Source organism: Wolbachia endosymbiont of Nasonia giraulti (assembly GCF_048054155.1).
Lineage (GTDB): Bacteria > Pseudomonadota > Alphaproteobacteria > Rickettsiales > Anaplasmataceae > Wolbachia > Wolbachia pipientis_C.
The window spans coordinates 1-6,566 of the sequence record NZ_JAFEVH010000055.1 but is presented as its reverse complement, the minus strand read 5'-3'; the positions used below and the strand labels follow the sequence as shown (position 1 = coordinate 6,566).

The 6,566-nt window shown below is 35.0% G+C and carries 4 protein-coding genes; 2 read left to right on the top strand and 2 right to left on the bottom strand.

Going from position 1 to position 6,566, the window contains the following annotated elements; genetic code table 11:
• Positions 1-328 precede the first annotated feature (328 nt).
• A complete protein-coding gene (locus JR312_RS05565; RefSeq protein WP_264331253.1) occupies positions 329-922 on the top strand; it encodes a TIGR02217 family protein in 594 nt (197 codons plus the stop codon).
• A gap of 73 nt (positions 923-995) precedes the next feature.
• Here the strand turns inward: JR312_RS05565 and JR312_RS05560 are convergent, their stop codons facing one another.
• Both JR312_RS05560 and JR312_RS05555 read right to left on the bottom strand, forming a co-directional pair.
• Complete coding sequence (locus JR312_RS05560; protein ID WP_416647926.1) at positions 996-1,778, bottom strand: hypothetical protein; 783 nt, start codon at positions 1,776-1,778, stop codon at positions 996-998.
• Positions 1,779-1,994: 216 nt separating this feature from the next.
• Positions 1,995-4,673, bottom strand: a complete 2,679-nt coding sequence (locus JR312_RS05555) for a 2-oxoglutarate dehydrogenase E1 component (protein WP_416647925.1) — start codon at positions 4,671-4,673, stop codon at positions 1,995-1,997.
• 392 nt (positions 4,674-5,065) lie between these two features.
• On the opposite strand from JR312_RS05555, the gene JR312_RS05550 reads away from it, so the two are divergent.
• Positions 5,066-6,304 (top strand): hypothetical protein, encoded by a 1,239-nt coding sequence (locus tag JR312_RS05550; protein WP_416647924.1) that lies wholly within the window; start codon positions 5,066-5,068, stop codon positions 6,302-6,304.
• Positions 6,305-6,566: the final 262 nt, after the last annotated feature.

Below are 6,566 nucleotides of genomic sequence, written 5' to 3'. Positions count from 1 at the left end.
TGACAGGATATTTGTTTCTAATTCTTTATAATCTACCAAACCAGTAGTTCTATTTGCTTGACTCATATCAAACCTCCATTTTTTATATCAATTTATTACTTTTTTTTCGGTTTGACACACTTTTTTGAACGTTCCCGAAAAGACACCATTATTACAACCTTCTGTGTAGTAATAATATTACTGATTTCTTTTTTCACTAACCCTACATTTACTTCATCTTTTAATAGTATCTAGATTTCTAGATACTATTACATGTTTGTTGTAACTTGCATAAATCACACTTTTTTTTTAGCTAAAACATCTCAACTTTATTTTTACAGGAGGAAATATGTCATTTACAGAAATTAGATTTCCAGAAAATATATCTTATGGTTCCACTGGAGGACCGGAATTTTCCACTGACATTGTAACAACACATAATGGTTGTGAACAGCGCAATATTAATTGGTCTCGTGCACGTGCCAGGTATAACATAGCTTATGGAGTTAGGTCAAACGAGCAGCTAACAGAACTCATAACATTTTTTCAGGCACGAAAAGGTAAAGCTATAGGGTTTCGCTTTAAGGATTGGTCAGACTTTACAGTTATCAATCAAGAAATTGGCATAGGAGACGATAAAAAAACGATCTTTCAACTGATGAAAACTTACATAAGTGGAAAAGACAAGCATACACGAACTATTAAAAAGCCAGTGCATGATACAATAAAAATTTACCTAAATGGTGTAGAGATAGAAAAATATTCAGTAAATTATTCAACTGGAGAAATAGAATTTATGAAACCACCAGCAAAAGGCACAATAATCACCGCAAGCTTCGAATTTGATGTACCAGTACGCTTTGATACAGATTACCTAAACGCTTCTATTGACAACTACAGCAGTAACAGTTGGAATAATATTCCCTTAGTGGAAGTGAAATAAGTTAAAGTATGCTCCATAAAAGTTAAGCGATACTGAGGCTCATATTTAAATGAACCTCAGCATATTTTAAAGCCTATTGCCCATTACAATGTTGGTGAGTCTTCACACTTGAAATTTCAGGAGATTCTAATTTAGTGCTTTCTTTTTCCTGTAAAACAGAAAGTTTTAATAACTCCTTTAGAGCTAATTTTTCAAGCGTTGTATCATCTTGATTTAAGATTTTATCTAGCATGTTTTTTTCCTGTAAGCGATTAACATAATTTCTAGCTTCCTCATTCAGACCCCCTATTGTGTTGACACAAGATAATACTAAATCTGAATTCTTCATTGCTAAAATTCCATTTAGGAAAATATCTAATTTTGCTTTATCCTTAGTTAAATCTTTAACTAATCTCTTTCTGATATCATCATTGTCAAACAAAACATACTCTAGGTATGAAGCAGACTCAATAAGTATAAAGTCTTCTAAAGGTAATAGTTCTAAATCGTTTCCAACATAAGTCAATATGTTGAACTCAGTAATACACCCCTTTTTACTCACAACACAGTACTTGGGAAGATTACGATACATTGATAGCAAAGAAAAAAGACTTATTATACTTGTACCTCTATCTTTCATTTCCTCTAGAAGCTTTTTATCATTTATTAGTTTGTGCAAAATGTAATCTGTAGCAGAACCTGGTTTGCGAAAACGAAACATATTATTTTCTGCAAAAATAGCCTTAGCCAATTCGATAGACTTTTTATCCTCATCTATAAAAGCCTTTTTGTTTCTATTTAACTTTATGATCTCAGCTTTACTATTTCTGTGTAGTCTAGTTTGCCCTATTAACCTCTCAAATGTTTCTGTCTTCATGTATATCTCATATTAATTAATATTAATATTTACTGTATTAACTACTTTGAGAAAAATAAATGAAAATCTTAATAAATATTATACTTTTATAAAAAAATAAAAGTCTTTTTATATTTGTATGAGTATACAAGCAGTTTGATTGTTGTGATATATTTTCTATCGCACCCGGCTGCAGTGCCAAATATTAAGAACAATGTTCGCTTGCTAGCTTTCGCTTCAATATCTGCAAGATTGTACCTGCACAACTTGCTTCAAAATTTCTGCTTGTTGTTGAGCATGGACATTAGCATAACCGCATGCAGGAGATGCAGCAGCGGGTCTCGCAATACACTTAGGCCTTTTTGCTTGAGTGTCTAGATTAGATAGAACCTCTTCTATTAACGGATTAACAAAAAACCATCCTCCCATATTTTTTGGTTCCTCTTGACACCATATAATTTCAGCGTTCTTATATTTTTCGAGTTCATTGTTTAGTTTATCGGCCGGGAATGGATAGAATTGTTCTAAACGCATTACTGCTATATCGTTTATTTTTTGTGCTTCAAGCATTTCAATTATGTCGTAATAAACTTTACCACTACATATTACGACTTTACGTATTTTATCACTTGCAACTAAACCTGTTCTACACTCTGGAATTACCGTAAGAAATTTTCCTTCAAAGTCAGAAAGGTTAGAAACTGCCATTTTATGACGCAATAGTGACTTAGGTGTAAACACCACTAAAGGCTTACGAAAATCTCGATTAATTTGTCGGCGTAAAACATGAAAATAATTCGCAGGAGTAGAGCAATTAACCACCTGCATATTATCCTCTGCACAGAGTTGCAAAAACCTCTCTATACGAGCAGAACTATGCTCAGGCCCCTGCCCTTCATAACCATGAGGCAAAAGTAAAACTAGACCACTTGATCGCAACCACTTTGTTTCTGCTGATGCAATAAACTGGTCGATCATGATTTGCGCACCATTTGCAAAATCACCAAATTGCCCTTCCCAGAGCACCAGTGAATATGGAGAGTCAAGGCTATATCCATATTCAAAACCCATCACAGCATACTCAGAGAGTGCGCTATCTATAACTTCAAAGCGAGCTTGCTTCTCACTTATGTTGTTTAGCGGAATAAACTCTTCCTCCGTTACTTGATCAACAAGCCTTGAATGACGGTGCGAGAAGGTACCACGACCAGAATCTTGTCCTGACAAGCGCACTCCTATTTCTTCTTTAAGCAATGACGCAAATGCAAGACTTTCACCAGTGGCCCAGTCTATGTTGCTACCGGAATTTATACTGTCTATTCTACCATCAAGTATTCTTCTGACTTTATTATTGAGATTAAAACTACTTGGAATATTGCTATTTATGTGTACACCTAATTTTTTTAGCTCATCTGGTGAAACACCAGAGTCCGTATAATATTCACTCAAATCGTTCAACTTTGCTCTTCTTAATTTCGACCACACTCCATCAAACCAGTCAGCTTTTTTTGGAGTGTAAGCCACTGACTCAGCAAGACTTTTATCCAACCTTACCCTAAATTCGCTGCGCAATTTACTTACTTCATCACTAATTAGGACTTTCTCTGCAGCCAGCTTCTCTTCGTAAATTGTTCCCGGAGTTTTATGCCTTGATATTGCTTTATACATAAGTGGCTGAGTAAAATTTGGTTCATCGCCTTCATTATGGCCATATTTGCGGTAGCATATTATGTCAATCACCACATCCTTTTTAAATTTCTGCACATACTCCATTGCCAAACTCGCGGCAAAACTCACGGCTTCTGGATTATCTCCATTAACATGAAATATTGGAGCTTCTATTGATTTTGCTACATCAGTACAATAAAAAGAAGAGCGTGCACAACGAGGATTCGCAGTAAAACCAACTTGGTTATTGATGACAATATGCACGATACCACCAACTTTATAACCTTCAATGTTGCTCAAAGTCAGAGTTTCAGCAACCACTCCCTGCCCGATAAAAGCTGCATCACCATGAATTGATATTCCAAGCACAGATCTCGTATTTTGTTTTGCCCTTACTCTTCCAGCTAGAACCGGATTTACCGCCTCAAGGTGAGATGGGTTAGGACATAAACTTAAGTGTATTTTTTTACCACCAGCAAGTGCTCGATCAGAAGAGTAACCAAGGTGATATTTGACATCACCAGACACCTCAAGACCACTTGGATATGCAAGGTTGCCTTGAAATTCAGACAGCATTGCCGCACAATCTTTTCCCATCACTTTGGTTAGAACATTGAGCCGTCCTCGGTGGGCCATACCAAGAACTATTTCTTCAATACCAAAAGCTGCAGAATCACTAATAACTCTTTCAATTGCAACAATGGCTGACTCCCCACCTTCGATAGAAAAACGCTTATATCCAGGAAATTTCATATGGAGAAATTGCTCGAACATCTCAGATTCGATCAAGTGCCTCAGTATTTCTTTTTTATCCTGAGGGCTTAGCGTATAGACCTGATTTTCAATTTTCTCCTGCAGCCAAACTCTTTCCTCATAAGAGGAAATATGCATAAATTCAAAACCGATATTCTTGCAGTAAATATCTCTGTAGATTCTAGTGTCACCTGTAGGAGAAAGATTCAAGTATTCTTGATAATCTATTTCCTGATTTACATTCAGTGATAATGGATTTAAGTCTGCAAAAAAGTGACCATAAGATCTGAAAAAATTTGCTAAATCATCAGCATCTACCTTAGCTTCATTCTGTGCTCTGCAGGGTTCTGCTTTATTAACTTCTAAATTGCTCGAAAAAATTCTGTACCAATCTTCTCCAATTGATTTATCGCCTTGCAAGTAACGGCTATAAATTTCTTCCACAAATTCGACATTATCGCCATAAAAACAGGAGTTATTTTTAAAACTGGACATAATCACTACAAAAGTATCAAATACTTATGAGTATAACTTAAGTTTTTTAAAAAAGAACTCCTTTAGTTTCTAATTATTAAGTTATACAAACACTGTAATCTGAGTTTTCCAGAAAGGGTGTCATTCTAGACTGACATCTAATCTTTCCATAAATGCTGTATTTCAACATAAAACAACTATACTCATCAATTTGTGCCCAATCATAATTCCTAGGTTCCAGTGTTAGCTACTTGTTTTTTGGATTTCTATACTATTGCTGATTGAAGATTATTGAAATTTTTTTGCACATTAAGGAACGCAAGCGTTTATGAGTCAGAGGATAAGTCATATAACATTTACTCGGTCTTAATACTTTGAATTTATATTTGAGTAAACGATAAACAGTAATTGGTATGAGTGATCTATTTAAAAGTGACAATTATGATAAAAATCTCAATTCTTTGATAAGAGTCATAAAGCTGAAGGATACAAAAAAAATTAATGAACAATATGATGAAACACTGAAAGATTTATCTCAAGCTCTGAAGAATTTTACAAACAACGCAAAAGATGTAGCTAAGTTTGTTATATATAGTGACTTGAATAATTATGTAGAACCTTTGAGCACAAAGCCACTCGGTTTTATTGGAACATTAAAAGGAATATTAGATAGAGTCTTGGGAAAAGATATTCCAACTAATGATAATGACATAAAAAATTTTGTTGGTGATGAATTATCAGGTTTCACTATAGAAAAAGCAGCCGAGTACTCAAATATTTTAAGTACAATTAATCTATTCAAGAAAGGACTTAAAGAAATTTTAGATTCGAAGCAGAGTGGAAAAAACAATAAAGAACATAAATCATATGAAGTAAGCTCAAAAAATAAAACAACATCAAAGCAGAAGGAAGATACTTTCAAGCTGCAAAAAGGAAAACAGCCGGCAGGAAAATCAGGTATGAAGAAAATAAAACGGCCAACAACGGCACCTCCACCACCTCCTACTGACTCAAAAAAGGTACACTTTAAACCAGAAATAGAGAATGTATCTCCTGAAGATTCAGGCTATGAAAGTTCATTAAGTGAAGAGTCTGGACATGAGGAAATATCAAATTATCAAGAGAAAAAGAGTAAAGCGTCAACGAAAGATTCGCGGCACTCAAAGTTGCCTAAAGAGGAGCCAATTTATGCAACAATACCTAAGGAACATATAGAAGCAAAAAGAGAAAATAGAAAGAAACAGGCTCCAGTGCCAAATGCTACCAATCAAGAAGCTAGGCAAGAAACTAAAAAAGATAAATCTGAAATACTGCCAAAGCCTAAAAACCTAGGCAGTGCTGATCAACAAGTGAGCACGAAAACAAGAATAGTAGGAGTGATTCCCAAAAAATCAGCTAAAAGTAGCCCAACAGTACCGCTAAAAAAAGCTACTGATAAAGCAGTACCAGAAGTAAAAGCGGTTATTATAAAAGAAGAAGTAAATAGCAAGAAGGACGGTAGAGTAAAGTCAATAGTAGAAAAATTTGAGCAAAATCAAGTTGCTAAGAGCAAAGCCACCCCTGCAACACAAGCAGATATCGGTATGAAGAAAGATCCTGCACCATCGCAAAAAAACTGCCTCCCAATCTCACTCATTTCCGGTAGGAAATAAAAGATCTAAAATGAACCCCATAACAGCAAAGTCCGATTCTAAACTTCCGGTTAGTAAAAAACCTCTTCTCACTCATGTTAGTGTAAAGAAAATAGCTGCACGATTTGAAAGCCATGGGAAGAAATATAGTATTTTCTAAAATGGATGATAAAGTTCCATTATGGTATTACCAACCAAAAGCTGTAAGTCTGTATATTTATACATGAGAGGTCTGAGGCGGCTTTTGATGGTATGCCAACAGTATTCTATAGGATTCAAATCT

What these genes read in the sequence shown, in the direction of transcription:
- JR312_RS05565 (WP_264331253.1), top strand. Translation starts at nt 329, where the DNA reads ATGTCATTTACAGAAATTAGATTTCCAGAAAATATATCTTATGGTTCC.
- JR312_RS05560 (WP_416647926.1), bottom strand. Translation starts at nt 1,778, where the DNA reads ATGAAGACAGAAACATTTGAGAGGTTAATAGGGCAAACTAGACTACAC.
- JR312_RS05555 (WP_416647925.1), bottom strand. Translation starts at nt 4,673, where the DNA reads ATGTCCAGTTTTAAAAATAACTCCTGTTTTTATGGCGATAATGTCGAA.
- JR312_RS05550 (WP_416647924.1), top strand. Translation starts at nt 5,066, where the DNA reads ATGAGTGATCTATTTAAAAGTGACAATTATGATAAAAATCTCAATTCT.